The organism is Janthinobacterium psychrotolerans, from assembly GCF_001677885.1.
GTDB lineage: Bacteria > Pseudomonadota > Gammaproteobacteria > Burkholderiales > Burkholderiaceae_D > Janthinobacterium > Janthinobacterium psychrotolerans.
In genome coordinates this window covers 94033-120462 of sequence record NZ_LOCQ01000059.1, presented here as the reverse complement: position 1 = coordinate 120462, position 26430 = coordinate 94033, and the positions used below count along the sequence as shown (strand labels likewise).

Genomic DNA, 26430 nt, shown 5'->3' with positions numbered 1-26430 from the left:
AATCAGGCCGACAAGGCATTGATCAGCTTGCGTAGCGCCGGTATCAACTCGCCGGCGGTGAGGCCGATCGGCCCGGCGCCCGAGGCCACCAGCGCGTCGGCCGCCGCGCCATGCAGCCACACGGCGCCGAGCGCCGCTTCCCACTCCGGCCAGCCTTGGGCCAGCAGGCTGCCACACAGGCCCGCCAGCACGTCGCCGGTGCCGGCGGTGGACAATGCCGGGCTGCCGGTGTTATTGATCACCACGCCGCCATCCTGGGCCGCGATCACCGTGCCCGAACCTTTCAATACCACGATCACGCCCAGTTGCGCGGCCAGCTGGCGCGCGCAGGCGAGGCGGTCGGCCTGCACTTCGGCCACCGTCATGTCGAGCAGGCGCGCCGCCTCCAGCGGATGCGGCGTGAGGATGGTGGCGCCGGCGCCGCTGCGCGTGGCCAGCGCCGACTGCAGTTCCGGTTCGGCCGCCATCAGGTTCAGCGCGTCGGCGTCCAGCAGCAGCGCGCTGTCGCTGTCGATCGCCCGCTGCAGCAACTCCACGCTGTCGGTGTCGCCACCCAGGCCGGGGCCGGCCACCAGCGCGCCGAACTGCAGCCCCGTAAAATCGATGTCGCGCGCGCGCCGGCACATCAGCTCGGGCTGGCCGCTGTCATAAGCGAGCGGCGCGTCGGGAAAGCCGATGGTGACGCGGCCCGCGCCCGCATGCAGGGCCGCGCGCGCCGCCAGGACCGGTGCGCCCGACATGCCGGTGGCGCCACCGAGCACCGCCACGCTGCCATAGCTGCCCTTGTGGGTATTTTGCCGGCGCGGCTGCAAATGGCGCGCGAACAGGTGCACGCCGTTCAATTGTGCGCCGGCCTGCGGCAGCAAGGCTGGCGCTATGGCCAGCGCCGCCACTTCCACTTCGCCCGCGTGATCGCGACCGTCGGCCGTGTGCAGGCCCGGCTTGTCGCCGATAAACGTGATCGTGTGCGTGGCGCGGATGGCCACGCCTTCGACCGTCCCGGTATCGGCATGCAGGCCGCTGGGCACATCGAGGGCCAGCACCGGACAGCTTTGCTGGTTGACCAGCTGCGCCATCTCGCCGCACACGCCAGTCAAAGGGCGCGTGGCGCCGATGCCGAACAGGCCGTCGATGATCAGATGCCATGGCGCGGCATTGATGGCGGAGCTGGCCATGGTGGTCGCGCCATCGATAAAGCGCGCCGCGCTGTTGCGCGCGCGCGAGGCCGCCTGTTCGCGTTCGGGCGAGGTCGATGCGGCTTCCGGCGCCAGCCACACCAGCACTTCGATGCCGCTGCCGGCCAGGTGGGCCGCCGCTTCCAGCGCGTCGCCGCCGTTGTTGCCGGGGCCGGCCAGCACCAGCACGCGCATATGGGCCGCGTCACCGTCCGACAGATGGTGCAGGATTTTCAGGGCGGCGCTGGCGGCGGCCTGGCCGGCGCGCGCCATCAGGACGCCTTGCGGCAAAGACTGCGTGGCGGCTGTTTCGATGGCGCGGATTTCGGCGATGCTGTAGAGCGGGGTGGCGGTGGCAAGCGGGGTCATGGAGCGTTTCCTTGGTGTCGATGCCATCAACATAAGGCCGATCGGCGTGCAATGCAAGGCGATCCTGTCGAACAACCGTATCTATCCTCCGTTTGGCATGTCCGGCGGCGCACTTGGCGCGCGGGGACGCAATTCAGCATTATTCTTGACGATCAGTTTTTATTAATTTCTTGTATTTTTTTTCGCGCACGAAAAGTCATCACGACAGAAAATATCAATGCATAGAGAATGTTAGCTCTGAAGAAAGCCGTATCCTTGTCTAACGACCCGGTCAACGCCCCCCCTATTCGCGCAAGAAACTCCATCACTCGAAGAAATGCCTCTATGCGTTGGCTATCCGGTCCGGTCGCCAGAAATGCTGCGGACAAATTCAACATGAAATAAATAAATCCGAACAATAGGAAACTTCCGCAAAAAGTCACCAGTAGCGACAATCGATCCAACCAGTTCATAGCATTCACCAATCAAAGTTTTATTGGAGGATTTAACCCTTGCGCGCAGCTTCCCCCACCGCCTTCTTCAAAGCAGCGAGCAGATACTCCAGCACCGTACGCCGACCGTGATGGATCTCCGCGACCACCTGCATCCCTGCCGCCAGCGGCCGCATGGCGCCGTCCGGTGCACGCAATTGCTGCGGTAAGCGGATGCGCGCCCGGTACATCGTCGCAGCGTTCGCACTGCTCTGCCCATCGTTGGCCCGCACACTCACGCCCGGCTGCACGGAGCTGCGGATGTTGCTGCCGTTGCCGGTGGCGCCCAGGCTCAGGCGCACGACTTCACCGGTCAGCATGCCGTGGCGTTGAAACGGATAGGTGGCCCGCTTGACCTGCACTTTCTGGCTAAGCTCGCTGCGCGCCCGTCAGCTGCGAGCGCAACTGCCCCACGTCGCGCATCGGCGCGCGGCCGAACTGGCGGCTGTATTCGCGGCTGAACTGCGATTCGCTGGCGTAGCCGACGCGGTAGCCAGCCGTGCCGGCGTCGATTTTTTCGACCAGCAGCAGGCGGCGCGCTTCCTGCAGGCGCAGGGTTTTCTGGTACTGCATCGGCGTCATGGCGGTGATCGCCTTGAAATGGTGATGCAGCGACGATACGCTCATGTTGGCCACACCGGCCAGCTGTTCGATGCGCAGCGGTGCGCAGTAATTGTGCTGTATCCATTTGATGGCCTGCCCGACCTGGTGCGACTGGCTGCTGGCCAAAGCCATGTGGCGCAGCCGCGCGCCCACCGGCCCATTTAACAGGCGGTAGGTCAGTTCGCGCTGGACCAAGGGCGCCAGCGCGGCGATATCGGCCGGCTGGTCGAGCAGGCGCACCAGGCGCAGCATGGCGTCGAGCAGGTCGCTTGGCACGTCGCTGACGGAAATGCCGCGCGTGACCGGAATCTGGCGCGACAACGCCGCGTCGTCGCGGGCCGTCAGCGCGGCCACGTCGGCGATATCGATGCCCAGCACCACGCACAGATGCGGCGACTGCTCGCTCGCCTCCACCACGCGCGCCTGCACCGGCAGGTCGACCGAGGTCAGCAGATACTGCATGCGGCGATAGTGAAACACCTCGCTGCCCAGTGTCACTTCCTTCGCCCCCTGCGCAATGATGGCCACGCTGGGGCGCGCCGCATGGCACAGCGAGTCGGTCGGCGCATCGCGGCGGTGGAAGGACAGGCTGTCGATGGCCGTGCCGTAGTCGCCGCTGCCGGCGGCATGGCGGCCGATCAGGGCGGCGAGTTCATCTTGTGGGGTAGGGAAGGTGGGCATGGTGGCGCCAGTGTAGCAGGGGGAGCGGCGGGAAGGAACGCGATCCTGGCCACATTCGGACTATCGTGCAAAGTTCTTGCAGGATCGCGGTAACGCGCAGGCGCCGGCTGGTGCACACTGGGGCTTGTCGCATGCAAGCCATGCGAGATCCCCGCAACCCGACTACAGGAGTGTTCAATGACCACCACCGCCAAAGGCTACGCCGCCCTCAGCCCGACCAGCAAACTGCAACCGTTCAGCTTTGAGCGCCGTGCCCCGCGCGAAGACGACGTCGCCATCTCGATCAAATACTGCGGCGTTTGCCATTCCGATATCCACCAGGCGCGCGACGAATGGGGCAACGCCGCCTTTCCGATGGTGCCCGGCCATGAAATCGCCGGCGTCGTCACCGCCGTTGGCGCCAACGTCACCAAATTCAAGGCCGGCGACCATGTCGGCGTCGGCTGCTTCGTCGATTCCTGTACCACCTGCAAGACGCGCAATGTCGACCTGGAGCAGTACATGCCCGGCCTGGTGCAGACCTATAACAGTGTCGAAGCGGACGGCAGGACGTCCACCCAGGGCGGCTACTCGGACAGCATCGTCGTCAAGGAAGGCTATGTGCTGTCGATACCCGACAACCTGCCGCTCGACGCCGCCGCGCCCCTGCTGTGCGCAGGCATCACCCTGTATTCGCCGCTGAACCACTGGAAAGCGGGGCCAGGCAAGCAGGTGGCCATCGTCGGCCTGGGCGGCCTGGGCCACATGGGCGTCAAAATTGCCCACGCCATGGGCGCCGACGTGACGGTGCTGAGCCAGACCCTGTCGAAGCGCGAAGACGGCCTGCGCCTGGGCGCCTCGCATTATTACGCCACCAATGACGCCAGCACCTTCGAGAAACTGGCCGGCACGTTTGACCTGATCATCTGCACGGTGGGCGCGGCCATCGACTGGAACCAGTACATCAACCTGCTCAAGGTCGACGGCAGCATGGTCATCGTCGGCATTCCGGACGGCGCCGTGCCACCGGTCAGCGCCTTCGGCCTGGTCGGCGCGCGCCGCAGCCTGGCCGGCTCGATGATCGGCTCGATCAAGGAAACCCAGGAGATGCTGGACTTCTGCGGCAAGCACGATATCGTCTCCGACATCGAAGTGATCCGCATCCAGGATATCAACGAGGCGTTCGAGCGCGTGGTGAAAAGCGATGTGCGCTACCGCTTCGTGATCGATATGGCCAGCCTGGCGCAATAAGGCCGCGCTGGTGGCGTCGGCGTACCGCGCGGCGGCGGTACGCCTGCGTATTTTCAACAATGCCAAATATTATAAAACGCCTTAAAAATGTTAAAAACAGTTTTATTTGTTGTTTTTAATTGCCGTTCATGACACAATTGCTTCTATGAACTATCTTTACAGGACGTCAGATGGCGCAGGCAATCAAACCGGTCCCGCAGGCCGACGGCAGCGCGGCTACCTTGAGAAAAATATCCATTCAGCAATTACGGGTTGGCATGTACGTGCACAAACTGTGCTGCTCCTGGCTGACCACGCCGTTCTGGCACAGCGCCTTTGCCATCGAGTCCCGGCAGACGATAGCCCAGATCCAGGCCAGCGGCACGACGCAATTGTGGATCGATCTGGCCAAGGGCGTGGATGTGGATGTGGATGTCGGGATGGCGGCGCCGGCGTCCGCGGCCGTGCCCGACGCCATCGACGACTGTCCTGCCGCCATCTTTCGCTTCGCGCCGGTCACGCCCGCGCCGATGGCTGATGAAATGCGTCGCGCGGCACTGCTGCTCGACCGATCGAGACAGGCCGTGCTGTCGATGTTCCAGGATGCGCGCATGGGCCGCGCCATCGACATGCAGGCGGCCATGCCGCTTGTGGACGAGATCGCCGGCTCGGTGATGCGCAACGCCAGCGCCCTGATCGGCCTGGCCAGGCTGAAGACCGCCGACAACTATACCTATATGCATTCGGTCGCCGTGTGCGCGCTGATGATCGCGCTGGCGCGCCAGCTGGGCCTGGACGACGCCGTCACGCGCGAAGTGGGACTGGCCGGGCTGTTGCACGATGTGGGCAAGATGACCGTGCCGCCGGCCATCCTCAACAAGCCTGGCAGACTCACTGCGGAAGAATTTGACAGCGTCAAGCTGCATGCCGTCGCTGGCCACGCGCTGCTGCAGGGAGCGGGCGGCATCGGCGCCATCGCCCTCGACGTGTGCCTGCACCACCATGAAAAATTCGACGGCAGCGGCTATCCGCACGGTTTGAAAGGCGAGGAAATCAGCCTGTACGCGCGCATGGGCGCCGTGTGCGACGTGTATGACGCCGTCAGTTCGAATCGCCCGTACAAGGCGGGCTGGGGACCGGCCGAATCACTGCGCCACATGGCCGAATGGAACCGTGGCGGGCATTTTGACGAAAAAATCTTTGCCGCCTTTGTCAAATGCCTGGGCATTTACCCGGTCGGCACGCTGGTCAGGCTCAAGTCGGGCAGGCTGGGCGTGGTGGCCGAACAGAAACAGCAGGGCTCGCTGTTGCAGCCCAAGGTAACGGTCTTCTTTTCAACCCGGTCGCTGACCTATATCGTGCCGCAGTTGCTCGATCTGGCGCAGCCGGGCGTGGGCGACGCCATCATCTGCTGCGAGCAGGAACGAACCTGGGGCCTGTCCGATATCGACCGGTTCTGGCAAGCTCCGCCGGGCGCCAGCCGTGACGGTTAAGCCGGGTCCGCATAGCGCTGCTGAATCTGCAGCAATTGCGGCATCAGATCGATGAACAGGGTGGTCAGTCGCGGATCGAACTGCAGGCCCGCGCCCGCCCGCAGGTGGCTGACGATATCGGACACCGGCCACGCCTCCTTGTAAGGACGGCGCATGCTGAGCGCGTCGAACACATCGGCGAGCGCCACGATGCGTGCCGATTCCGGAATATCGGTGCCCGCCAGGCCGTACGGGTAGCCGCCGCCATCCCAGCGTTCATGGTGGTACAAGGCGATTTCCGCCGCCAGCCTGAATACTGGCGCATCGCTCTTGCTCAATATGTCGTGGCCCAGCCGCGGATGAGTCCGCATGATCGCCCACTCGCCGGCGTTGAGCGGGCCCGGCTTTTGCAAGATGGCCTGGGGCACGCCGAGCTTGCCCGTGTCGTGCATCGGCGCGGCCAGTTCCAGTTGCGCGCAGCGCTGCGCATTCCACCCTGCGGCATGGGCCAGCGCCACCGCATAGGCGGCCATGCGCCAGATATGCGCGCCGGTATCGTTGTCGTTGAAATGACCGGCATGCCCCAGCATCTGGATGGCGTCGCGGTAGCTGCGCTCGAGCATGGTCGCGCGTACCAGCGACAGGTGCGCCGCGACACGCGCGCGCACCAGTGGCGCATGCACCGGCTTGACGATGTAATCGACGCCGCCGGCGGCAAAACCGGCCGCTTCCTGTTCGGCGCCGCTGTTGGCGGTAATGAAAATGACTTGCAGCGCCTGGCCGGGATCGATCCGGCGCAGCTCGGTGCATAGCACGTAGCCGCAGATATCGGGCAGCCCGACATCGAGCAGCACCAGCGCCGGCCGATGCTTGAGCACGGCGGCCATGGCTTCGGCGCCATCGCGCGCATACACCATCTGGTAATCCTGGCCCAGGATGCTGCGCAGCTGGGCCAGGTTCGCCGGTTCGTCGTCGACCACCAGAATCACAGGGGCGCTCATGAATGCTCCTCGGCGTGTGCAAGCTGCCGCGCCGCCAGGATGCCCACGGCTGCGCGCGCGGCGCGGAAATCGAAATTGGACAGCGCCGTCGTCACTGGCTCCAGCTGCGCGCCAGGCAGCCAGGCGCGCAGCTGGCCGAGCAGCGGCTCGGCTGGCGCCGGGTCGTCCTGGTCGAGCACCGCCAGCAGCTGGCCGAGCAGTGCGGCCAGTGGCGCCGGCGCCTCTTGCGCCAGCTGCGGCGCCGGCGGCAGCGCCGCAAGATGCACGGCGATGGCGCGCTGCGCCCGCGCCAGCTCCTGCTCCAGCACGTCCAGCGCCCCGTTCACCTCATCGATCGCATGCTGGTCCCGGCTGGCCAGCAGCAGCCGTTCGACGCCGCGCGCCGCGCGTGCGACGCCTGGCAGCGCCAGGTTGGCGGCGATGCCGGACAAGGCGTGCGCCAGCGCCAGCATGGCGCCGGTGTCGCCGGCGCCGAGCTGCTGGCGCATGCGCGAGGCGCTGTCGGCATGACTGGTGCCGAAGCGTCCGAGATGATGGCGGTAGGGCGCCTCGTCCAGCCATTGCGCCATGCCGCGTACCGGATCGAGCGCCGCGCCGGCCGCGGCGGGCTGTGGCGCCTCGGGGCTGTTCTGCGCCGGTGGCGGCGCCATGGCGGGCGCCGCGCCGCCGTGGCACCGGTGCAGCCGGGCGATCAGGGCAATAGCCAGCGGCACATCGAACGGTTTGCTGATGAAATCGTTCATGCCGGCGCGCAGCGCCACCGCGCGCTGTTCCTGGAAGGCGCCGGCTGTCAGCGCGATGATGGGCAGCGTCTCGAATTGTCGCATGGCGCGCAGCCGCCGCGTCGCCTCGATGCCGTCCATGACCGGCATTTGCACGTCCATCAGGACGATGTCGGCTTGCGCCGGGTGCGCGCACAGCCAGTCGAGCGCCTGCCTGCCGTCGCTGGCGAATACCGCGTGGGCGCCCTGGTCCTGCAGTATATGGCCCGCCACCTCACGGTTGATGTCGCTGTCATCGACGACCAGCACGCAAACATCCTGCAGGGCGCGCCCGGAGGACTGCGCGGGCGGCGCCACATCCAGGTCCGCCGGCGCTTCGGGCAGCATGCGTAGCGGTATCGTGAAGCTGAAGGCGCTGCCTGCCCCTAACTGGCTGTCGACGCTCAGCTCACCGCCCATCAGTTGCACCAGCTGGCGGCAGATCGTCAGTCCCAGCCCGGTGCCACCGAAGCGCCGGGTGGTCGAATCGTCCGCTTGCGTGAACGGTGAAAAGATGGCCTCGCGCTTGTCGTCGGCGATGCCGATGCCGCTGTCGCGCACGCAAAAGCGCAAGCGCACCTGCTCGTTCTCGCAGTCGGCCACCGCGATCCGCAGTTCGACCTGGCCGGCGGCGGTGAACTTGACCGCATTGCCGGTCAGGTTGACCAGCACCTGTTCCAAGCGCAGCGCGTCGCCGACCAGCCGCACCACGCCGACCGGCGGCGCGTCGATCAGCAATTCCAGCGCCTTGCCATTGGCGGCCACGGCCATGCCGGCGGCGACCGTGGCCAAGACGTCCGCCAGGCGAAAGGGGGCCTGCTCGATGCGCATGTGGCCAGCCTCGATCTTCGACATGTCGAGCACGTCGTTGACGATGGACAGCAGGGACTGGCCGGCGGCGCGCACCTTGCGCACCATGTCCTGCGCTTCGGCGTCGAGCCGCGCCCGCTCCAGCAGCCAGGCCATGCCGAGGATGGCATTGAGCGGGGAGCGGATCTCGTGGCTCATGTTGGCCAGGAACTGCGCTTTGGTAAGGCTGGCGGCCTGGGCCGCGTCGTGCGCCAGCCGCATTTCCTGCTCCGCATGCTTTTGCGCCGAGATATCCTGGGCAAACACCAGTGTTGCCGGCCCGTCGGCCAGCAGCACCCTGGCGGTGGTTTTGAACACCGGTACCAGGCTGCCCTGCTTGCCCAGGCCCAGCGCTTCGAAACGTTGTTCGTCGGGCGAATCGGCGTCGATCATGGCCGCGCTGGCGGCCAGGCTGGCGCGCGATTGTGGCGCGATCATGCTGTGCCACGGCAGGCCGCCCAGGTCGTCGTGCGGCGCGTAGCCGTGCAGCGCCCGATAGCGCGGGTTGGAATAGAGGAAATAGCCGCCGCGCAAGATGGCGATGGCCAGTGGCGCATCCTCGATCAGGGTGCGAAAGCGCGCTTCGCTGCTGGTCATGGCCAGCAGGGCCTGGCGCTCCTCATCGCGCTTCTCTTGCAGGGCCGCATGGTAGGCGCGTCGCCGCTGCAGCCAGTATAACAGTGCGCTGCTGGCCAGCGTCACCAGGCCGCTGGCCAGCAGCCAGGTCCACGCCTGGCGCTGCAGCGGCGCCGCGATCGCCGCTTCGCTGCGGCTCAGGCCGATCATCAGGGCGCGATCCATCTTCAGCGCGTCCGGCCTGACCGTGTTGATCGCCATCACGCGCGCCTCGCCGTTGTCATGCAGCGTACCGCGCAGGATGCTCGCCGGCAGGGCACTGTCGCGATGACGGCGGAAAAACGAGCCTGGCCGGTCCAGGTCGTCTCCATCGACGGCGCCGCTGAGCGGATAACTGAGAATCTGCCGGCCGTCTCCATGCATCAGTACGCCCCAGACATCGGACGCATACATGGCCGTATGAAATTTTGCCTTGAAATAGGCGGGATCGAGGGTCGCCACCACCACGCCGTCAAAATTGCCGGCCGCGCCAGTGACCATGCGCGCCACCGAGATCACCAGATCGTCCCTGAATGAGCGGTAGGGCGCCGCGACGTGCAAGGCGCTGGCGTCGGGCGTGCGCAGCAAGGCCTGGAAATAAGCGCGGCCGGAAAAATTCTTGCCGATGACGTCCGGTGCGCTGGCGGCCGTCGCCAGGCCGGATTTGTCCAGGACCGCCAGCGCGCGCACGCCCGGCATCGCCGCCACGATCGCGTCCAGGCGCCGCGCCAGTTCCACGCCCTGGCCGATGGCCGCGGGGCCTGCGAGATAATCGTGGATGATGCCGGCCAGGGCCGCATTGGTGGCGGCGAGGTCCGCTTCGATGTTGTTCGCCATCAGGGCCGACAGCACGCCCAGTCTCTCGCGCTCGGCGTGGTACTGGCGCGCCTGTTCGGCCAGGTGTGACAAGGACAGCGCCGCGCCTGCCATCAGCAAGGCCGCCGCCAGTCCCAGCCATTCCATCACGCTTCTGCGCCTGCCTGTCACTGGTTTTTTTAACATGCATTCAATGCTATACCTCTTGCGTATTATCAACAATGACACAGTCGACTTGCAACTTGATAGTGTTGTTGAACAGCATGAAATAGCATCAGCTTGGGCTTGACTTTCAGCCATTTTTGACCTGCAGGCCGAATATCGATCCCTTGCCCGGCGCTGATTGCAAGGTGATGCTGGTGTTCATCAGCATGGCCAGCCGGGCGGCCGTGGCCAGTCCGAGGCCGGCGCCCGAGCGGGCGCGGCTGGGCGCATCGTCGATCTGGGAAAACTTGTCGAAGATGCCCGCTTGCCGTTCCGCTGCGATGCCGGCGCCGCTGTCGGCCACCTCGAAGCGGCAGGCGCCGGCTTGCTGGCTCACCCTGAGCGTGACATGGCCGGCGTCGGTGAACTCGAGCGCATTGCCCAGCAGGATGTCGAGCACACGTACCAGCTTGCTTCGATCACATGGCAACAGCGCCGGCAGGCCGTCCTGCCGCGACAGCGCCAGGGCGACGCCTTTTGCCGCAGCCTGCGCGCGGTGTGGCGCGAGCGCCTGTTCCAGCAGCTCGTCGAGCGGCGACAGGGCGATCCTCAACTGCTGCTTGCCCGATTCGAGCGCGCTCAGCTCGAGCACCGCCTCGATCATCCCGAGCAGCTTGCGTCCGCTGGCGGCGACCGCCTCGGCGCATTTGATCTGCGCGGGCTGGTCGAGCTGTTCGAGCAGCAATTCGGAAAAACCGAGTATGCCATTGAGCGGTGTCCGCAATTCATGCGACATGTTCGACAGGAAGCGGGACTTTGCCAGACTGGCCGCGATGGCGCGCCGGCGGCTGTCGATCAGCCGGCCGATCAGCAGGATCAGCGCACCGCAAAACAGCACGATCGCGGCGCTGCTGATGCCGGCAAGCAGCAGCGACTGCTTGCGGCGTGACTGGTATTCGGCCAGCACTGCGGTGCCGTCGAGTCCGACCAGCATGTACAGCGGGTAGTTGGTCATCTTTTCAAACGCGTAGTAGCGCAGCACGCCGTCCACCGGACTGCGCTCGACGAAGCTGCCGCGCTCACGTCCCCGCATGCGGCCGAACAGGGCGCTGCCACTGATGTCCTGGCCGATCGAATTGGCGCTGCCCACGCGCCGCGCGCGCACCACGCCGTCGGTGCCGATCATGGCGATCGAACTGCGCTGACCGAGATCGACCTCGTCATACAGGCGCGTGAAATAAAACGGGTCCATCGAGACCACCACCACGCCCTTGAAGGCGCCGTCGGCGTGATTGATGCGCCGGGTCATCTGGATCGACCATTTTTTCGACACCCGCCCCAGCACCGGTTTGCTGATGAACAGGCTGCCGGTATCCTGCCGTGCATGCACGCGGAAGTGCTCGCGGTCGCTCAGGTTGGTGGGCTTGAACGGCTGGCTCGACAGCACCATGTCGCCATGCGCGTCGACGATGGTAAACAAATTGTAGAGATTGCCCGGATTCAGGCCCTGCCTGAGGTCCTGCGCGATGTCGAGCGCGGCGCCGGCCGTGTTATAGCGGTGGCGCAGATAAGTGACGGCCTGATCGGCTGCTTCGATGGTGCGTACCGCATGCTCGTCGAACACCCGTGCCAGCCCGCGCACTTCGCGCTCGGCGTCGGCGATGGCGCCGTCGCGCGCCTGCCGCAATTGCAGCAGTGTCGCGCCCCATATGCCCGCCATCAACAGCACCACGAACGCGCACAACAGCATGCGTGCATCGACGCGATCCCAGCTCCGGCGTTTGACGATGGACCACATGGCATCTCCGGAACACAAGGTAAATGAAGAGCCTAGTGTAACAAAGTGCAATGAAAAAAACAAATTAAATGATTTTAATTTTTAAAATTAATTTAATCGTTAAAAAATCTGTGCGATTCAGGTGCGAAAGCCGATTGTGGCGCGCCGTTCAGGCATGACTCAGCCAGCGTGCGATGACGGCGTTCAACTGGGCGGCACTGAACGGCTTGGACAGATAGTCGTCCATGCCCGCCTGCAGGCAGTGCAGGCGGTCATCGTCAGTGGCGCCGGCCGTCAGCGCGATCACCGGCGTGCGCGCCAGTCCCAGCCGCGACTCTTTCTCGCGTAGTGCGCGGCAAGCCTGGTAGCCATCCATCACCGGCATCATGCAGTCCATCAGCACCAGGTCGTAGCGCTGGCGCTCCAGCGCCGCCAGCGCCAGTGCGCCATCTTCGGCGATATCGATCTGGTGGCCATGGCGGCGCAGCTGCAGCGTGACCAGTTGCCGGTTCATTTCGGTGTCGTCGACCAGCAGGATGTGCGCCGGCGCGCTCGGCGTGATCGCGGCGCCGGCGGCAAGCTCGGCTGGCTCGGCGGCGGCAGCGACGGCGGGCGCGGCGGCGCAGACGATGCGAAAGGCGAAGCGCGAGCCGCTGCCGATGGTGCTGCTGCAAGTGATGGCGCCGCCCATCAGGCTGACCAGCTGCCTGCAGATGGCCAGCCCCAGTCCGGTGCCGCCGTAAGCGCCGTTGATGCTGTCGTCGGCCTGCGAGTAGGGCAGGAACAGGCGCTCCTGCTGCTGCGGCGTGAGGCCGATGCCGCTGTCGCTGACGGCAAAATCGAGGCAGGCACGGCCCTGCTCAACGGCGCCGGCCAGCCGCACCGTGACCAGGCCGGCCGGCGTGAACTTGACCGCGTTGCTGACCAGGTTGCCCAGCACCTGAGCGATGCGGGCGCGGTCGGACCAGGCCAGCGGCGCGAGCGCGGCGTCGATCTCGGCACGGATCTGCACGCCCTTGGCGTCGGCCTGCGGCCGGTGCAGCGCGATCACGTCGCGCACCAGGGCGCGCGGATCGAACGGCGCGGTCATGATCGGCATCTGGCCCGCTTCCACCTTCGACAGGTCGAGGATATCGTTGACGATGCGCGTCAGGTCGCGCACGCCGTCGCTGACATGGCGTGCATAACGGCGCTGGCTGTCGTCCAGCGGCGTGTCGGCCAGCAGTTCGGCCATGCCGGCGATGCCGCCCAGCGGCGTGCGGATCTCGTGGCTCATCAGGGCCAGGAAGCGCGACTTGGCGGCATTGGCCTGTTCCGCCTCGGCTTTCAGCGCACGCGCCAGCGCCGCATCGCTTTCCTGGCGGCGCAGCAGCCGCGCCATCAGCCATAGCGCCACCGACAGCGCGGCCAGGCTCAGCACCATCGAGCCGCCCATTGCGCGCAACATGCGCCGCCAGTCGGCCAGGAACACCTGTTCGGTGACGGTCACATTGACCAGCAAGGGATGGTCGCGCACCACGCGCGCGGCGCCCAGGCGGTGCACCGGCTTGCCGTCGTCGGCCGCCCGCGGTCCGCGCGTTTCCAGCACGCCATGGTCGGCGCCTGGTCCGATGATGCTGTGCGTGGTGCCGCCCAGGTTCTGCCTGCCCATCTGTCGCGGCGCGGCCGGCCAGCGCGCCAGCAGGGTGTAGTCCTTGCGGTACAGCGAGACTGCGGCCGATTCGCCGATGCTGGTGCGGCGAAAGAAATCGCTGAAAAAATCGCAGGAAAGGCCGACCAGCGCCACGCCGATGAACTGGCCGCCGGCGCCGTCGATGCGCCGGCTCAGGTAAAACGTCCACTTGCCGTTGACCTTGTTCTGCACCGGCGCGCTCACATGCTGGCCGGCGTCGCGGTGCTCGCGGTGGTAGGCGACATAGTCGCGCTCGGCCAGGTTGACCGGCGGCGCCGGATAGGCGCGCGTGGAGGCGACCAGCGTGCCGTCGGCGCCGACGATGCTGGCCACGTCGATCTGCGGCGCGCCGCTGATCTTGTGAAGCAGCATCTGGTGCGTTGGTAAAGTGGCGTAGGCCGCCACCAGCGCCGGCACGCCCGGCGGCGCGCCAGCGGCCACTTCGGCGGCCACGCTGTCGAGCACCAGGCTTGCCGAGGTCATGCTTTGCGCCGTGTTTTCCGCCATCAGCAGCGACAGATTGCTCAGGTCGCGGCGCCAGTCATCGACCGCTTCCTGTCGCAGCACCCAGGCCGAGGCCACGCTGCGCACGGCCAGCGCGCCGATCAGCACGGCGCCGATCAAGGCCAGCGTGGTGCGCGGACGATAGCTGCCAGCAAGACGGCGCAGCGATGGGCCGATGCCGGCAACGGCCTTCATCGGTCGTTTTGGCCGTTGGCGATGCTCAGCCGCACTTCGTCACAGGTCAGCGCGAACAGGCGCGCCACCTGCCGCAATGGCGCCGCAGCGGGCGGCTCGCCAAGCCGCGCCTGGCGTTCCAGTCCGGCCAGCAGCGCGCTCAGTTCGTGCCCGCCCAGCAGCACGGTGGTGCCGCGCAGGGTATGGCAGGCATGCATGAAGGACGGCAGGTTGCCGGCGCTGGCGCTTTGTTCCAGCTTTGCCAGCAGCGCCGGCGCGGTGTCGAGGAAGGTTTGCGACAGGCTGCGGAACAGCTCCAGGTCGCCGCCGGTGGCAGCGAGCAACACTGGCGGATCGATCATCAGGTAGGGCTGGCTCATGGTGCTGCGGGGCAGGCGGCGAATCAGGCGCCTGGCGCCACGCGTCGTGCGTGGCTGGCGCAGCAGGCGCGCAGATAGCCGCGCAATTCGTCGTAGTTGACCGGCTTGGAAAAGAACACCACGCCGGACGGAATGCCACCGCGTTCGGCCAGGTCGTCCGGTGTCAGGCTCGACAGCATGGCGATATGCATTTCGGCCAGCTGCGGGTCGCGCATGATGGTACGGATGACTTCATAGCCATCGATGCCCTCCATGACGATGTCGGCCAGCAGGATGTCGGGCTTGTGGCGGGTGATCTCGATCAGCGCCTGGTAGCCATTTTCACAAAAGCGCAAACTGGCCTGCAGGCCCCAGGAATTGATCTGCTTGTCGTACAACTGGCGCTGCATCGGATTGTCTTCGATGACCAGGATGGCCGGAACGGCGTTGGCAGCCTGGCGCGACTGGCCACCCGCATCCGGCGCGGGCGCGCCCCGATAGGCATGGACCGCCGCCAGCGGGATGCGGCGGTGTCCGCCCTTGGTCTTCCAGGCTTCGATCACGCCCGCCTCGACCAGTTGTTGAACCGAGGTGACCGAGATGCCGAGAATTTCGGCGGCTTTTTGCGTGGTACAGACGTCAGCGCTTTGCATGAGTGGCAATTCAGACAGAGAAATGCCTATCATACCTATTTGAGTGAAATAAATCAAATTCCACAAATTGCATGAATTTCAGCGCATGCCTGGCCGTCAGGATCAGGTAGCGATGCCGTATTTGTGCTGCGTGGCCTCATACTGATTCTTCAGCGATTCGAGTTTCGGATGCGTGGGGTCGATCTTGCGGATCACCCGCAGCTGCTCGACCAATTGCTCGGCCAGCACCGGCTCCCAGCCCAGCATGTTCAACTGGCGCAGGATCGCCTCGACCGAGGCGAACAGCACCGGCATATTGCCCGGCGTGCGTCGCAGGGCCTGGCGCAGCATGAAGACGGCGCCCTTGAATTCGCCGCTTTCGGTCTTGCCGGCCGCGTCTTCCAGCAGTTCCTGCACCTGGTTTTTGATCTGCTGGCCCAGGCCCTTGGCCAGGTCGTGGCGGCCGGCCTTTTCAAACACGTCCACCGCCTGTTCCATGCTGACGCTACTGTCGGTCTCGTTGACCATCTTCATCATCACTTCCGCGGCGGCGTCGTCGAGATTGTTTTTCAGGCAGCTTTGCACCAGGCCGATCTTGAGCCGGGTCGACAAGCCTTGCGCCATGCCGGCGGCGCTGGCGGCCTGTTGCAGTTCGTGGGCGGCCGCCAGGTCGTTGCCAGCCAGTTCATGCAGCATGGCGGCCGAGATGGCGCGGCACGCTTCCACATTGGCGCCGCCGCGCAAGGAGCGCTCCATGTCGCGCAGCACGCCACTGGCTTGTGGCGCATCGCCTTTTTTTACCAGCGTTTTCACCAGGTTGACATGGTCTTCCGGGTCGCGGAATTCCGAATACTTTGCCTTGATCACCACCTGCTTGTAGGACCGTTCGGCCGCGCCGATATCGCCCGATTCGAACGCCATGCCGCCCAGGCGGCGCAGGCGGCGCACCACGTGCGGCGAAATCGTCACCGCGTCTTCAAGGATTTTCTTGGCCTGCAGCTGCTGGCCCATCGCTTCATGGTTTTGCGCCAGCAGGTCGTAGGCGGCCATGAAGCGGGGATTCTGTTCGATCAATACGCCCAGCGCCTCGGCCACTTCCTCGTGGCGCTGCTGCTCGAACAGGGTGCGCGCCAGGCCCAGGTGCACCCAGGCCATCGGCCGCGTGGCCAGCATGTCAAGGTAGATCTGTTGCGCGTCCTGCCAATGGCCCAGCGACAGCTGCAGCTCGGCGCGCAGGCGCGCAAAATCGGCGGCCAGGCGCGGATGCTTCGCTTCGGCGGCCAGGCAGGCTTTCACCGCGCCCTGCAGGTCGCCCTTGTCCATCAGCTGGTAAGCGGGCAGGAAGATGGCGCGCCGCTCGATGGCGCGCGCGATCCGCCCGCTCAGCACATCGACCGTAAATGGCTTGAGGATGTAGTCCGAAGGCGACAATTCGGCGGCGCTGACCACCTTGCCGTGGATCGCTTCGGAGGTCAGCATGATGAAAATGGTCCACGGCTTGACCAGTTCGTGGTGGCGCAAGTCTTCCAGCAGTTGCTGGCCGTCCTGGGCCTCCGTGCCACTACCAAGATCGTATTCACACAGGATGATATCGAACGATTTCTTGGTCAGCAAGCGGATCGCGGTGCCGGCGCTGACCGCGTATTCGACCTTGCTGATGGCCGCCTGGTTCAGCATATTGTGCAAATTGCCGCGCATGCTGGGGTTGGGGTCGACAATGAGGACAGATAAGTTGCTATTTTCCGGCATCGTTCAGCTCTCGTTCATCCGTTCGGCCGCCAGGGGCCGGTATGCAAACAGGTGGTCGTGGCAACCGCGTTTTTATCAGCATACTGCAAAGCCGCGTCTTCTTGCCAACTACCTGGCGTGTATCGGCGCGCGCCGTGCCGGCGGGCCAACTTCGGGCAAAAAGAGGGGGCAAAAACGGGTATAATGCGCGCAAAGGAAATTTGCCACACCATGATCTTGTCTTGTCATACCTACCTTTAACCCGCAGCCACGCTGCATCAACCACCTTCCAACCATGTTGATACTGCCGGGTTCCAATGCCCTGTCCGCCTTCCGTAGCCACCGCCTGCTGACCCAACTGCAAGCCGTCTCGCCTGCCATCGTCGCGGTGCAAGCACGCTATGTCCATTTCATCGATGCCAGCGCGCCCTTGTCCGCCGACGACAGCACGCGCCTGGGCGCCTTGCTGACCTACGGCGAGCCGGCGCAGCCTGACAATACCGATGGCGGTGTCGAAGAGTTCTTCGTCATCCCGCGTTTCGGCACGATCTCGCCGTGGGCCTCGAAAGCCACCGACATCGCCCATAACTGCGGCATGGCGCACATCAGGCGCGTCGAGCGCGGCGTCGCCTTCCGCATCAGCCTGAAGTCGGGCATCCTGGGCAGCGTGATCGGCGCCGGCAAGCTGGCGGCAGAACAGATTCAGGCCGTGGCCGACCTGCTGCACGACCGCATGACCGAATCGGTGCTGCGCAGCGCCGACCAGGCGCAGGATCTGTTCCGCACCCTGGAAGCGCGCCCGCTGGAATCGATCGATCTGCTGGGGCAGGGCAAGGCCGCGCTGGAAACGGCCAACGTGGAGCTGGGCCTGGCCATGTCGGAAGACGAAATCGACTACCTGGACGCCGCCTTTACCAAGGCTGGCCGCAACCCGACCGACGTCGAACTGATGATGTTCGCGCAGGCGAACAGCGAGCATTGCCGCCACAAGATCTTCAACGCCGACTGGACCATCGACGGCGTGGCGCAAGCCAAGTCGCTGTTCGGCATGATCAAGAACACCCACGAACTGCAGCCGAAAGGCACGGTGGTTGCCTACAGCGACAACTCGTCCATCATGGAAGGCGCCACCGTCTCGCGCTTCTACCCGCGCGGCGAAGGCCACGAATATGCCGCCTCGGAAGAACTGACGCATACGCTGATGAAGGTGGAAACGCACAACCACCCGACCGCCATTTCGCCATTCCCCGGCGCCTCGACCGGCGCCGGCGGCGAGATCCGCGACGAAGGCGCGACCGGCCGCGGCGCCAAGCCGAAGGCCGGCCTGACCGGTTTCACGGTCTCGAATTTGTCGCTGCCGGGCGCCGTGCGCAGCTGGGAAAGCGCAGCTTCCGTGACCGCGCCGCTGGCCGGCCGCCAGGAAGCGGCGCAGTACGGCAAGCCCGAGCGCATTGCTTCGCCACTGCAGATCATGATCGACGGCCCGCTGGGCGGCGCCGCGTTCTCGAACGAATTCGGCCGCCCGGTCTTGGGGGGCTACTTCCGTACCTATGAGCAGAACGTCGGCGTGGACAAAGATGCGGTGTTCGGCTACCACAAGCCGATCATGATCGCCGGCGGCATCGGCAATATCTCGGCGCAGCACACGCATAAAAACGATATCCCGGTCGGCAGCCTGCTGGTGCAGCTGGGCGGCCCCGGCATGCGCATCGGCATGGGCGGCAGCGCCGCCTCGTCGATGACCACCGGCAGCAACACGGCCGACCTGGATTTTGATTCGGTCCAGCGCGGCAACCCGGAAATGGAACGCCGCGCCCAGGAAGTGATCAACGCCTGCTGGCAGATGGGTCCCGACAATCCGATTATCTCGATCCACGATGTGGGCGCGGGCGGCTTGTCGAACGCTTTCCCGGAAATCACCAACGACGCCAAGCGCGGCGCGATTTTCGACCTGCGCAAAGTGCCGCTGGAAGAATCGGGCATGGCGCCGAAGGAAATCTGGAGCAACGAGTCGCAGGAACGCTATGTGCTGGCGATCGCCCCGGAAAGCCTGCCACTGTTCAAAGCCATGTGCGAACGCGAACGCTGTCTGTTCGCCGCCGTCGGCGTGGCCACCGAAGAGCGTCAGCTGAAGCTGATCGACACGGAACTGGGCAACGAGCCGGTCGACATGCCGATGGACGTGCTGCTGGGCAAACCGCCGAAGATGCAGCGCGACGTGGTCCACGTGGCCAACGACTTCCCGGCGATTGACCTGACCGGCATGGACCTGGCCGACGTGGCGCAAAAAGTGCTGCTGCTGCCGACCGTGGCCGACAAATCCTTCCTGATCACCATCGGTGACCGCAGCGTGGGCGGCATGACCGTGCGCGACCAGATGGTGGGCCCGTGGCAGGTGCCGGTGGCCGATTGCGCCGTCACCACCATGAGCTTCGAGGGTTATCTGGGCGAAGCGATGGCGATGGGCGAGCGCACGCCGCTGGCCGTGATCGACGCGGCGGCTTCGGGCCGCATGGCCGTCGGCGAAGCCGTCACCAATATCGCCGCCGCCGCGATTGGCGACATCTCCGACATCAAACTGTCCGCCAACTGGATGGCCGCCTGCGGCCAGCCGGGCCAGGACGCGGCCCTGTACGACACGGTCAAAGCGGTCGGCATGGAACTGTGCCCGGCGCTGGGCATCAGCATCCCGGTCGGCAAGGATTCGCTGTCGATGCGCACCACCTGGAAAGACGAAGACAATGGTGCTGCCAAGTCGGTCACGTCGCCGGTGTCGTTGATCGTCTCCTCGTTCGCGCCGGTCACCGACGTGCGCAAGTCCTTGACGCCACAGCTGAAAACCGATGCCGGCGAAACTTCCCTGATCTTGATCGACCTGGGCCGCGGCAAGAACCGCCTCGGCGCTTCGGCACTGGCGCAAGTCATGGGCCAGCTGGGCAATGCCACGCCGGACGTCGACAGCGCGGAAGACCTGAAAGCCTTCTTCACCGCCATCCAGCAATTGAATAGCGACGGCAAGCTGCTGGCCTACCACGACCGTTCGGACGGCGGGCTGTACGCCACCCTGGCGGAAATGGCGTTCGCCGGCCACACCGGCATGTCGGTGAATCTGGACATGCTGACCATGGAAAGCGAACACGCCAGCGACTGGGGCGACGCCAAGAACTGGACCGGCCAGGTGGCCGAGCGCCGCAACGAACTGACCCTGCGCGCCTTGTTCAGCGAAGAGCTGGGCGCCGTCATTCAAGTGCGTGCCGAAGAAAAATCCATCGTCATGGACGTGCTGCGTACCTTCAACCTGGGCGCCTGCAGCCATATCATCGGCAAATTGAACGACCGCGACGTAATCGAATTCACGCGCGACGCCAAGCTTGTCTACACCCAGCCGCGCGCGCAACTGCACCGCCTGTGGAGCGAAACGAGCTGGCGCATCGCCCGCCTGCGCGACAACCCGGCCTGCGCCGACGCCGAGTACGACCGCCTGCTGGACGTGCAGGACCCGGGCATGCTGCCTGTCGTCACGTTCGACCAGAACGAGAACATCGCCGCGCCGTTCATCGCCACCGGCGTGCGCCCGCGCGTGGCCATCCTGCGCGAGCAGGGGGTCAACTCGCATATCGAAACGGCGTACGTGATGCACCAGGCAGGCTTTGTGGCCGTCGACGTGCACATGAGCGACCTGATCGCCGGCCGAGTGAAACTGGACGACTTCCAGGGCGTGATTGCGGTCGGCGGCTTCTCGTACGGCGACGTGCTGGGCGCCGGCGAAGGCTGGGCAAAAACCATTTTGTTCAACGCCAGCCTGGCCGACCAGTTCGCGCGCTTCTTCGCCCGCAGCGACAGCTTCGGCCTCGGTATCTGCAACGGCTGCCAGATGATGAGCAATTTGAAATCGATCATCCCCGGCGCCCACGCCTGGCCCAAGTTCACGCGCAACAAGTCGGAGAAATTCGAAGGCCGCTTTGCCATGGTCGAGGTGATGGACTCGCCATCGATCTTCTTCAACGGCATGGCCGGCACGCAAGCCGGCATCGCGATTGCCCACGGCGAAGGCTATGCCGACTTCTCGCAAACCGGCGACATCACCCAAGTCAGCAAAGCCATGCGCTTTGTCGACAACCAGGGCGCGGCGACGGAGGCGTACCCGTACAACCCGAACGGCTCGCCAGAGGGTATTACATCGGTGACCACGGCGGACGGCCGCTTTACAGTGTTAATGCCGCATGCGGAGCGGGTGTTCCGTTCAGTCCAGCAGTCGTATCATCCTGAGGCGTGGGGTGAGGATTCGCCGTGGATGCGCATGTTCAGGAATGCACGGAAGTTTGTGGGGTGATATAGTTGTTCGCAAGGTAGCACTTTATTGCAACGTGCTGCCAGTGCCGAAAAATGAAAAGCCGCTGTTGCAAAACAGCGGCTTTTTTCTTGCCCAATGACAGGGAAATATCGGTTGATGTCCAGAGTGTCTATCCAAACATATTGCGCATGGATATACGCGGCCTGTAACTGTCACTTCAGTGCGCGGCTTGCTTGTATTTCAAGCTAGCGCCCCCAGCTAGCAACCAGTGGTAGTGTTCATCGCTGCTCAAACCCAACCAACCCGGAGATCCCCTATGAGTTTCGATTCCTTTCTGTCCAAACTGAAGACCAAGGCAAGTGAACTGAAGACCGAAGCGCTGAAGTACAAGAACAAGGATTTCCTGAACGCCGCGATGGCTGGCTCGGCCCTGATCGCCATGGCGGATGGCAGTGTCAGTGCGGAAGAGAAGCAGAAGATGGTCAAGTTCATCGAGAGCAATGAGGCGCTGTCGGTGTTTACCACCACCGATGTGATCAAGGCTTTCCAGGACTTTGTCAGCCAGCTGGAGTTCGACAAGGATATCGGCGAGGCCAAGGCTTACCAGGCGCTGGGCAAGATGAAGTCGAACGTGGAAGCGTCGCGCCTGCTGGTGCGGATGATTATTGCGGTGGCGTCGTCGGATGGCAATTTCGATGGGAATGAGCAGCGGGTGGCCAGCAAGATTGCCAAGGAACTCAATCTGAATCCGGCCGAGTTCGAACTGCAGTAAGCCATGCTTGCAGGCGCCGGCTGATCCCTGCCGCGTGGCACGGCCGGCCCGCGCTGTTGTTACATGGGGCGGCGCATGTTACCTCTGCGGAAACTGCAGCGCCGCCACTTCTTCACCGCCGATGCTGCCGTCGGGCGGTACGCGGCCCGGCACCACCATCACCAGTTCTCCCTTGATGCTGCCGTCGCGGCGGTGTTCGATGCGCAGCTTGAGCTTGCGGTTGAGGGCCACGAAGACGTTCTTGCCGGCGCCGACGATGCGATGCTCTTCCTGCTTGCCGATCCTGGCGTACATGGCGCCGCCGCTGGCGCAGGGTTTGGCCGCTGGCGCAGGGTCTGGCCGTTGGCCAGCGCGTATTGGCCGGCGTACGATTTGAATTTCTCGGCGCTGATGTAGCGTGGCTGGTCCGGCGCGGTGATGCGCAGCGACCGGGCCGGCACGGACACGCTGCGATCCGGCGGCAGCACTTGCGCCGTGGCCAGGGTGGAGGAGGCGATGACGATAGCGTAAATCAAACCATTTTTCATGTTGGATGCTTGAGGTCGAATGCCATGCGGGCCACGCTGCCGCTTGCCTGGCATAGGCAAGCGGCGCGACCTGTGGCGGTTTCTATTTGCCGGGGAAGTTCATGGCGGCGATGCGCTCCTGTGTCACGCTGCCGTCGGCCAGTTGCTGCGACGGCACCACCATCACCAGTTCCCCGCCCACCGTGCCGTCGTCTTTATGGTCGATGCGCACTTTCAGCTGACGGTCGAGCGCGACGAATGCATTGCGGCCGGTGGCGACGATCTGGTGTTCCTGCTGATTGCCGATGCGCGCATACATGAAGCCGCCGGCGCGCCGCAGTTCCAGTGTGTCGCCGTTCGACAGATCGTAGCTGCCGGAAAATTGTTTGAAGTCTTCGCGCATCATGTGATGCTGCCGGGCCGGCAGGTCGATGCTGAGCGAGTTGCCGGGCACTACCACGCGCTGGCTGTCGGGCAGCATTTGCGCGGTGGCGGCGGTGCAGGTGGCGAGGGCAAGGATGGCGCTTGCTAACAGGGTTTTCATGATGTGTACTCTCCAGGTTGGTATTCCGTAACGGAATGTGGCTTGAACGAATGGCCTCTGATGCGTTGTCTTGAAAGCAAGGCATGCAGGAGGTGGATGCAGTCTAGGCAGGCCATGACCGCGTCGCATCATCCATTCGAAGGAGGTACAGGAAAACAATCAAGCCTGATGCACGAGGCCGTAACCGCCGGCGAGGCACGGGTGCGGCAGGGCGTCAGCGCCAGTCACCGCGCAGGCGGCTGTGCAGCGCCGATGCCGCCCGCGCATTGGTGTAGCAGGGCGATCAGCTCGCCCTGGCGCGCGGCGCCGGTTTTGCCGTAGATGTGATGCAAATGGGTCTTGACGGTATTGACCGATACGCCGCCGGCGGCGGCGATGGCATCGATGCCGGCGCCTTGCGCCAGCGCCTGGCCTACCTGCGCTTCGGCTGGCGTCAGCGCGAACAGTTGCTGCAGCGCCTGTGCGCAGATGCCGGCTGCTCGGGCTTCGCGCGCCAGCACGATGGCGCAGCGCTGGTCGGCGCATGCGCCTTGTGGCGGGTGGAACGGCGCAACGTTCAGATACAGGTCAGGGCCACCGGCGCGCGGCAGTCGCAGCGCCTGCGCCACCGGCTGCACCGCGTCGCGGCCGGCTGCCGCATTGGCGCCGATGGCCTGGCGCACGGCGCACGCCAATTGCGGCGGCATGCGCCAGCGCGCGTCGGCGCCTGCCAGGCACTGCAGGCCGCGTGGCGGGTCGGGACCGAACAAGTCCAGCGCCCTGGCGTTCGCGTACAGCACGTCGAGACGGGTGTCGAGCAGCAGTACGGCCGTGTCAAGTGCGTCGAGCGCGGCGCGGCTGTAGCGCTCGGCCATGCTGCTGTGCGCCAGGCGCGAACGTATCTGCAAGGCACGCTGCAAGTGCGGCAGCAGTTCCTGTAATTGGGCTTGCAGCAGCGCGCCTTGCGAAAACTGGCCTTGGGCGCGCTGCCGGTGCACACCCAGCAAGGCCACTTCGCCGGGCGTGATCGGCACGATGGCGCCGATCACGTGGAACAGGTCGCGCGGACGGCAGAAGTAAGCATAGAATTCGGTGCTCATCAGCTCCTGGTCGCGCACATGCTCGGCGCTGCGATGGACTCTCGATACGCCCAGCCGGCGCGCCCAGGCGGCCCAGATGTCGTGCTGCCAGTAGTAGGCCTCGTAGGCGCGCACGGCGTCCTCGTCGAAGTTGCGCGTGGAACTGAACAGATGCGCGCCATCGGCGTTTTCAAGTATCACGATGGCGTCGCTGGCGCCGCCAAACAGGTCGGCCAGGTCTGCGCACAGGGCGCGCCAAAGCGAGTCGTCCAGCGCGCAATCGTAGAGCCGGCCAACCAGTGTTTGCTGTGCTTCCGTCAAAAAGCTTGCCATGGCGCTACCATCGGGTGAATCTGGCAGATGATCACAATAGATCAAATATTCGCGTCAAGCAACGTGATCCACGGTCTTCCGCGGCCCGGAAAGGCATGTCGAAGGCTGGAGTTCGGCAAGGATATCGGCGAGGCCAAGGCTTATCAGGCGCTGGGCAAGATGAAGGTGGAAGCGTCGCGCCTGCTGGTGCGGCTGATTATTGCGGTCGCTTCCCTGGATGGCAATGGCGTGGCCACCCGCTGTACCAACTCAGCTTAATATTGTCGTAGTGGCGATCGCCAGTACGGCTAAAGGCCAGTGGATATGTCTTCTGATCGAATCTGATTCCTGCCAAGCCCCTCCAGTCAAGGAGATTGCGAAACGTGTCATTGCCTTTTTTATCAGATTTGCCAGCATAATGCCCGGTATCGCAATCAAGGCCGTGCAAATGCTCGCGCCTAACAGCAGAAACGTGAATTTCGCATCGAAGTATTCAGCCAGATGCTCATTGCCAAACAGTCTTTGGAAGACTGGTGCCCAGGGCAGTTGTAGCACGGCGGCAAGCAGGAAAAACATGGCCGGCCAGATGGCGTTGACCAGGTTTCCTTTCCAGCCTTTGCCCGAAGGTTGTATCAGCAAGGCCGAGGTGAACAGGAACAGGCCGTAGATGATTACGGCGTTTGCCAAATGTAGTTGTTGTCTTGCAATTGCAAATGTGAAAAAGAAGGCAACGATGCAGCTGATCCCGATGCCAATGATTTCTTCGGGAGGACGTGGCAGATGCTGGCTTTTTGTTTCTGCGGAAGTCCAGCGGTGCTTGCTCATGACGGCGTAGACGTGCGAACAAAAGCTGAGGAACGACAGGTAAAACGCGATTCTGCTAAGGATGCCGATATAGCCATCAAGTCGATGAAAATGCTGCAAGTTCAATAATCCCGACAGCATATCCAGGATGCTGCTGATAGCCAGGATGCTCCCAGATATGGATAAAACGATAAATGATTTTTGCATGCTGTCGACTCCCGCTCGTTGGGACCATCATTGCCGGTCCAATGGCTATGGAAGCATGTTCGCTTTGCCGTCGTCGTGTGCAACTTCAAGCTTGCCGTTGAGCTGGCGCATGGCAGGTTCATTTCCAACTGGCATTAAAAGCGTAGCGATACGTTGCCAATTTGAAATCATGCGCCCAAGAAATGCTATCGTCATGTAATATTTGCACCGTGATTGATTTTACATTTTTCCGAGCCTATGACTCCCATAATGATTCCCGATGTCGCCCTGGTCGACAATACCGAACAACGCACGCCACTGGTGCTGGTGCTCGATTGCTCCGGCAGCATGGCGGGTGAGCCCGTCGCGCTGTTGAACGAGGGCCTGGCGCTGCTGGAGCAGGAACTGAAAGCCGACGTGATCGCCGCCAAGCGCGTGCGCATCCTGGTGATCCAGTATGGCGGCTACGACAACGCGCAGGTGGCCCGCAACTGGTGCGACGCGATGGACTTCACAGCGCCGCGCCTGGAGGCGGACGGCACCACGCCGACCGGTGCGGCTGTCGAGCTGGCGCTGGCCGAGATCGAGCAGGAAAAGCAGCGCTTCCGCCAGGCTGGCGTGGCCTATACGCGGCCGTGGCTGTTTTTGATGTCCGACGGCGAGCCGACCGACCGCTGGCAGGCGGGCGCGGAGCAGGCGCGTGCCGCCGAGCAGGCCAACAAGGTGGCGATTTTCCCGATTGCCGTCGGCGAAGGCGCCAATCTCGACATGTTGGGGCAGTTTTCCAGCCGTGGCGAACGCGGCGTCAAGCAGCTGAAGGGCTTGCAGTTCCGCGAGCTGTTCCTGTGGCTCAGCGCCAGCATGCAGGTAGTGTCTCAGTCGCGCCCGGGCGCGCAGGCGCAGCTGGCGTCGACCGATGGCTGGTCGGTGGTGCCTACCTGAG

The 26430-nt window shown here is 64.3% G+C and carries 22 protein-coding genes; 7 read left to right on the top strand and 15 right to left on the bottom strand.

The genetic code is table 11. From position 1 onward, the window contains the following. Nucleotides 1-2: 2 nt before the first annotated feature. Nucleotides 3-1544: a bifunctional ADP-dependent NAD(P)H-hydrate dehydratase/NAD(P)H-hydrate epimerase gene (locus ASR47_RS19030; protein WP_065309369.1), complete on the bottom strand. Its 1542-nt coding sequence runs from the start codon at nucleotides 1542-1544 to the stop codon at nucleotides 3-5. Here ASR47_RS19030 and ASR47_RS27520 point away from each other — a divergent pair. Then, nucleotides 1543-1710 carry a hypothetical protein gene (locus ASR47_RS27520; RefSeq protein ID WP_171898987.1) on the top strand — a complete coding sequence of 56 codons (168 nt, stop codon included), beginning with the start codon at nucleotides 1543-1545 and terminating at the stop codon, nucleotides 1708-1710. The genes ASR47_RS19030 and ASR47_RS27520 overlap by 2 nt on opposite strands. Before the next feature lie 318 nt (nucleotides 1711-2028). On the opposite strand, the gene ASR47_RS19020 is transcribed toward ASR47_RS27520, so the two are convergent. Next, nucleotides 2029-2334, bottom strand: coding sequence for a hypothetical protein (locus tag ASR47_RS19020; RefSeq protein WP_150127874.1), 306 nt, complete (start codon nucleotides 2332-2334; stop codon nucleotides 2029-2031). Nucleotides 2335-2383: 49 nt separating this feature from the next. Beyond that, nucleotides 2384-3298 (bottom strand): AraC family transcriptional regulator, encoded by a 915-nt coding sequence (locus ASR47_RS19015; protein ID WP_065309366.1) that lies wholly within the window; start codon nucleotides 3296-3298, stop codon nucleotides 2384-2386. A gap of 177 nt (nucleotides 3299-3475) precedes the next feature. Between ASR47_RS19015 and ASR47_RS19010 the strand changes: the two genes are divergently transcribed. Both ASR47_RS19010 and ASR47_RS19005 read left to right on the top strand, forming a co-directional pair. Then, entirely contained in the window at nucleotides 3476-4528 is a 1053-nt protein-coding gene (locus ASR47_RS19010) for an NAD(P)-dependent alcohol dehydrogenase (RefSeq protein WP_065309365.1), read from the top strand. A gap of 170 nt (nucleotides 4529-4698) precedes the next feature. Next, a complete protein-coding gene (locus ASR47_RS19005) occupies nucleotides 4699-6000 on the top strand; it encodes an HD-GYP domain-containing protein (protein ID WP_082989041.1) in 1302 nt (433 codons plus the stop codon). On the opposite strand, the gene ASR47_RS19000 is transcribed toward ASR47_RS19005, so the two are convergent. The 7 genes from ASR47_RS19000 to ASR47_RS18970 all read right to left on the bottom strand — a co-directional run bounded on the left by ASR47_RS19000 (nucleotide 5997) and on the right by ASR47_RS18970 (nucleotide 17032). Then, nucleotides 5997-6980, bottom strand: coding sequence for a response regulator (locus ASR47_RS19000; protein WP_065309363.1), 984 nt, complete (start codon nucleotides 6978-6980; stop codon nucleotides 5997-5999). The two genes, ASR47_RS19005 and ASR47_RS19000, sit on opposite strands and share 4 nt — an antisense overlap. After that, complete coding sequence (locus tag ASR47_RS18995; RefSeq protein WP_065309362.1) at nucleotides 6977-10168, bottom strand: ATP-binding protein; 3192 nt, start codon at nucleotides 10166-10168, stop codon at nucleotides 6977-6979. The genes ASR47_RS19000 and ASR47_RS18995 overlap by 4 nt, the downstream gene beginning before the upstream one ends. A 145-nt stretch (nucleotides 10169-10313) precedes the next feature. Further along, nucleotides 10314-11963 carry a sensor histidine kinase gene (locus ASR47_RS18990; RefSeq protein ID WP_082989039.1) on the bottom strand — a complete coding sequence of 550 codons (1650 nt, stop codon included), beginning with the start codon at nucleotides 11961-11963 and terminating at the stop codon, nucleotides 10314-10316. A gap of 148 nt (nucleotides 11964-12111) precedes the next feature. Continuing rightward, a complete protein-coding gene (locus ASR47_RS18985; RefSeq protein ID WP_065309361.1) occupies nucleotides 12112-14313 on the bottom strand; it encodes a hybrid sensor histidine kinase/response regulator in 2202 nt (733 codons plus the stop codon). Further along, entirely contained in the window at nucleotides 14310-14672 is a 363-nt protein-coding gene (locus ASR47_RS18980) for an Hpt domain-containing protein (RefSeq protein ID WP_065309360.1), read from the bottom strand. Before ASR47_RS18980 ends, ASR47_RS18985 begins: the two co-directional genes overlap by 4 nt. 23 nt (nucleotides 14673-14695) lie before the next feature. Next, nucleotides 14696-15304: a response regulator gene (locus ASR47_RS18975; protein ID WP_065309359.1), complete on the bottom strand. Its 609-nt coding sequence runs from the start codon at nucleotides 15302-15304 to the stop codon at nucleotides 14696-14698. A gap of 102 nt (nucleotides 15305-15406) precedes the next feature. Further along, on the bottom strand, nucleotides 15407-17032 hold the full coding sequence (locus ASR47_RS18970) for a tetratricopeptide repeat-containing response regulator (protein ID WP_065309358.1): 1626 nt from the start codon (nucleotides 17030-17032) through the stop codon (nucleotides 15407-15409). A gap of 274 nt (nucleotides 17033-17306) precedes the next feature. Between ASR47_RS18970 and purL the strand changes: the two genes are divergently transcribed. After that, nucleotides 17307-21344 carry a phosphoribosylformylglycinamidine synthase gene (purL, locus tag ASR47_RS18965; RefSeq protein WP_065309357.1) on the top strand — a complete coding sequence of 1346 codons (4038 nt, stop codon included), beginning with the start codon at nucleotides 17307-17309 and terminating at the stop codon, nucleotides 21342-21344. 277 nt (nucleotides 21345-21621) lie between these two features. Further along, nucleotides 21622-22077, top strand: coding sequence for a tellurite resistance TerB family protein (locus ASR47_RS18960; RefSeq protein ID WP_065309356.1), 456 nt, complete (start codon nucleotides 21622-21624; stop codon nucleotides 22075-22077). 78 nt (nucleotides 22078-22155) lie between these two features. Here ASR47_RS18960 and ASR47_RS18955 read toward each other — a convergent pair whose 3' ends face one another. From ASR47_RS18955 to ASR47_RS18945, 3 genes are all read right to left on the bottom strand, one after another. Then, nucleotides 22156-22371 (bottom strand): hypothetical protein, encoded by a 216-nt coding sequence (locus tag ASR47_RS18955; protein WP_065309355.1) that lies wholly within the window; start codon nucleotides 22369-22371, stop codon nucleotides 22156-22158. A 315-nt stretch (nucleotides 22372-22686) separates the two neighbouring features. Then, entirely contained in the window at nucleotides 22687-23127 is a 441-nt protein-coding gene (locus ASR47_RS18950; protein ID WP_065309354.1) for a hypothetical protein, read from the bottom strand. Between the two features lie 224 nt (nucleotides 23128-23351). After that, complete coding sequence (locus ASR47_RS18945) at nucleotides 23352-24518, bottom strand: helix-turn-helix transcriptional regulator (protein ID WP_082989038.1); 1167 nt, start codon at nucleotides 24516-24518, stop codon at nucleotides 23352-23354. 27 nt (nucleotides 24519-24545) lie between these two features. Here ASR47_RS18945 and ASR47_RS18940 point away from each other — a divergent pair, with 27 nt between their 5' ends. After that, nucleotides 24546-24776 (top strand): hypothetical protein, encoded by a 231-nt coding sequence (locus tag ASR47_RS18940; RefSeq protein WP_065309352.1) that lies wholly within the window; start codon nucleotides 24546-24548, stop codon nucleotides 24774-24776. Here ASR47_RS18940 and ASR47_RS18935 read toward each other — a convergent pair. Both ASR47_RS18935 and ASR47_RS27515 read right to left on the bottom strand, forming a co-directional pair. Beyond that, a complete protein-coding gene (locus ASR47_RS18935) occupies nucleotides 24768-25508 on the bottom strand; it encodes a hypothetical protein (protein WP_065309351.1) in 741 nt (246 codons plus the stop codon). The two genes, ASR47_RS18940 and ASR47_RS18935, sit on opposite strands and share 9 nt — an antisense overlap. Nucleotides 25509-25553: 45 nt before the next feature. Continuing rightward, nucleotides 25554-25703, bottom strand: coding sequence for a hypothetical protein (locus tag ASR47_RS27515; protein ID WP_171898989.1), 150 nt, complete (start codon nucleotides 25701-25703; stop codon nucleotides 25554-25556). A 42-nt stretch (nucleotides 25704-25745) separates the two neighbouring features. Here ASR47_RS27515 and ASR47_RS18930 point away from each other — a divergent pair, with 42 nt between their 5' ends. Continuing rightward, nucleotides 25746-26429: a vWA domain-containing protein gene (locus tag ASR47_RS18930; protein WP_065309350.1), complete on the top strand. Its 684-nt coding sequence runs from the start codon at nucleotides 25746-25748 to the stop codon at nucleotides 26427-26429. Nucleotide 26430 lies beyond the last annotated feature (1 nt).